Annotated in this window: 2 protein-coding genes; both read right to left on the bottom strand. The window is 67.5% G+C overall.

The genetic code is table 11. The features are described from left to right. Nucleotides 1–2,723: DUF2232 domain-containing protein (locus Q0W90_RS23810; protein WP_366895745.1), on the bottom strand; the 2,723-nt coding region annotated here is incomplete at its 3' end. 127 nt (nt 2,724–2,850) lie between these two features. Then, nucleotides 2,851–3,444, bottom strand: a 594-nt coding sequence (locus tag Q0W90_RS23805) for an MMPL family transporter (protein WP_297777064.1), incomplete at its 5' end; no start/stop codon positions are given.

Raw genomic sequence — 3,444 nt, 5'->3', positions numbered from 1 at the left:
GCCGCCGAGATCTGACCGGTGCCGCCCCGGGCGGTGATCGCATCGCCCATCTCGTCGGCGCGGCGCAGTGTGACGGTGATGACCGCGACGACCACGTCGATCACATCTACCGCCCGTCGCCTCGCACGGGCCCTGCGGGTCCGCGGTGTGTGTTTTGGCCGCAACCGGCGAGCGGCTTGGAGCACCCGGAATTCATCGATCAGCATCGGGAAGGTGCGCAGTGCGAGCGCCAAGGCGACCGACCAGTCGTCGATCGGGATCCGCAATAGTCGCAGTCGGCGACCCAATGCGGCCACCGCGGGCGCGATTTCGGCGACATTGGTGGTCCACGACACCATCGCGCCGAGGCCGAGCAACACGACCGACATCGCGGTGACGCGCAGGAAGTCCAACAGGCCGCCGAGGCCGATGGAGGCGGTACCCACATGGATCACCGGACTCCCGCCGGCCAATGTCGTAGTGATACCGACGATGGCCAGCAGGATCCATAGCCAGCGCGGTACCGACGGCAGCACGCCTCGGGGAATATGTGCTACCCCCACTCCCGCCAGCACCAGCGCGGCCGCCAGTCCGATCGCCACCCATCCTGGGTACAACGCCAACAACACCGAAATGCCAAAAACGGCAATCAGTTTGGTGCCGGCCCACAACTCGTGCACGGCGGATCGCCCGGGCACCGGGCGCAGCAGCACAATGGGGCGAGGTGGGCGGCGGGTCGGGCGTTTCGCCGGCGAGGTCGCAGTCACACTATCCTCCCGGGCTGCTGCCAACGCCGGTTCCAGCAGACCGTCGCGCAGGTGCACGATGCGCGGGCACAGCTCTTCCAGCCCGGCGAAGTCATGCGAAATGACCACCACGGTCAGGCCCGTGTCCCGGCGCCGGTCCGCGAGCAGCTGAACAAGGCCGCGCTGGCTGGCGGCGTCCAGCCCCGCCAGCGGCTCGTCGAGGATCAATACCCGTGGCGACCGCGCCAGCAACCCGGCCAGGACCACGCGGCGCATCTGGCCGCCGCTGAGCTGGTCGATGCGCCGCTTCGCCAGCGCGGCATCCAAGCCGACGACCGCCAGCGCCGCGGTCACCCGGGTGTGATCGTCAGGCGAAAAGCCACCCGCAGAAGCGATTTCCAGGTCTACACGGCTGCGCATCAGTTGCAGCCGGGCTGCCTGGAACTGGATCGCGACGGCGCCGACCTGCTCGGAGACGAGATGTCCGTCAAGCAGACAGGTACCGGTGGTCGGCTTCGTCAATCCGGCCATGATCCACGCCAGCGTCGACTTTCCGGAGCCATTGCCGCCGTGGATCAGCAGCCCATCGCCCTCATGGACCGCGAAGCTCACATCGCGGAGCGCGGTGTTCGCCCAGGGGGTGCCACTGCCGTATTCGTGGCCGACTCCGACGAGTTCGAGCACCGGCGCGTGGGATTGGTCACCTACCGTGACGGTCGGCGCCGGCGCGGCCGCGATCTCGACCATAGCGGTGTTATCCAGCGAAGCGCTGAGGTTGACCGTGCGGTCGGCGCCTTCGGCCTCGTCGTTGTAGTGGGTGACGTTCACCAGGGTCGTGCCGTAACGGTCGGTCAGACCGGACAACACGGCCAGCAGTGCGTCCCGGCCCTTCTGGTCGACCATCGCGGTGACCTCGTCGGCGATGATCAGCGACGGTTCCCGCGCCAGCGCGGCGGCCACCGACAGTCGCTGCAGTTCACCGCCGGACAGGCCACCGGTGTCGCGTTCGGCGAGGCCGTCGAGGCCGACCTCACTAAGTAGCCGGTCGACGTCCGTGGTCTTGCCCGGCGGCAGCCCCCAGACCACATCGTCGGCGACCCGCGTGCCCAGCACCTGGCTTTCCGAGTGCTGCATCACGATCGCGGTGCCACCGAGCTGACCCAGCCCCACCGCTCCGGGGCGTTCAACAGTGCCCGATGTCGGTTCGCGGCCGGACAGGATCAGCATCAGCGTGGTTTTCCCCGAGCCGTTGGCGCCGGTGACCGCGACGTATTCGCCTGCCCGCACGTCCAGGCTGACCGCACGCAGCGCGTCATGGTCGGCGTGCGGGTAGCGGAAGCGCACCTCGTCCAGCCGTACCGGCACCGGTCCAATCGGCCCGCTTTCGGTCAGCGCGTCCAGCTTGTGCACATCGGGAATGCCGCGGAGCCGCTGCAGCACCCGCGACAGCGCCCACCAACCGATCACCGAAGCGACCGTCATCGCGACGGCGGCGTATCCGAGGACGAGCCACTGCCAGTAGTTCAACGCTTCGGCGAAGAACCGCTTGAACTCCTGCGCGAGCGCCTGCAGGTGCGGCACCCGCGCCACGATCGCCGCGACTCCGTCCGCGGTGGCGGTGATCGCGCCGAACACCAGCTGCCGCAACCGCACCAGGACGGTCAGCGCGATGACCACCGCGGCACCGACCACGACACCGGCGACAAAGGACACGGCGATCACGGTCGGCGTGCCGCGGTTGCGGCGTTTCACGATTCCAGCCAGCCCGCCGACATAGGCGCAGAGCAGGACCGTCATGAAACCGCTCAAGCCGACCACCAGGAAGCCGATGACACCGGCGGCGACTGTCGCGGCGATCAAAACGCGGATTTGGTAGCGATAGGCGAGCAGACCCATCGGCACCGCGCCCAGCAACCCTAGCCCCCCTGCGTGCGGCAGGGCGACCGCAATGATCGCGATCGCCGCGCACAGGGCGCCCATCACCGATGCCTGCGCCATCTCGCCGGGTCGTAGCGATCCACCCCGCACTTTCGGCACCGCCGCGCCTGGCCCCCTCACGACACGATTATGCCCGTGGCGGCGACGCCCTCTCTTATCAGATTTTCAGGTAGCCCTGTCGCGGGAATCAGCGCTGCGGCAACGGGCGGGAACGCACCAGCGTCGGCCACCAGAACCACGGCCCGAGGATGCGCAGGATGCACGGCACGACAAACGAACGCACGATCAGCGTGTCGAGCAGCAGTCCGATGCACACGGTGGAACCCACCTGACCGATGGTGCGCAGATCGCTGGTGAGCATGGCCAGCATGGTGAACGCGAACACCAAACCCGCGGACGTCACGACCCCACCCGTGCTACCGAGCGCCCGGATGAGGCCGGTGTGCAACCCGGCGTGCAGCTCCTCCTTGACACGCACGATCAACAGGAGGTTGTAGTCCGAACCCACCGCCACCAGGATGATGAACGTCAGCGGCAACACCAACCAGTGCAGGGGCAGGCCGATCAGGTGCTGCCAGACCAGGATGGAAAGCCCGAATGCCCCGGCATACGAGAAGGCCACCGTGCCGGGAATCACCAAGGCGGCCATCAGACTTCGGGTCAGGAACAGCATGATCAGGAAGATTAGCACGAAGGCGGCGATCGCCACGATGAGCAGATCGGATGCCGCGTATTCCTTGATGTCCTGGTCGTTCGACCCCGAGCCACCGATATAGACCCT

It is taken from the genome of Mycobacterium sp., assembly GCF_025933915.1.
Taxonomy (GTDB): Bacteria; Actinomycetota; Actinomycetes; order Mycobacteriales; family Mycobacteriaceae; genus Mycobacterium.
The sequence above is the reverse complement of the archived record's forward strand: the minus strand, read 5'-3'. Positions and strand labels throughout refer to the sequence as shown.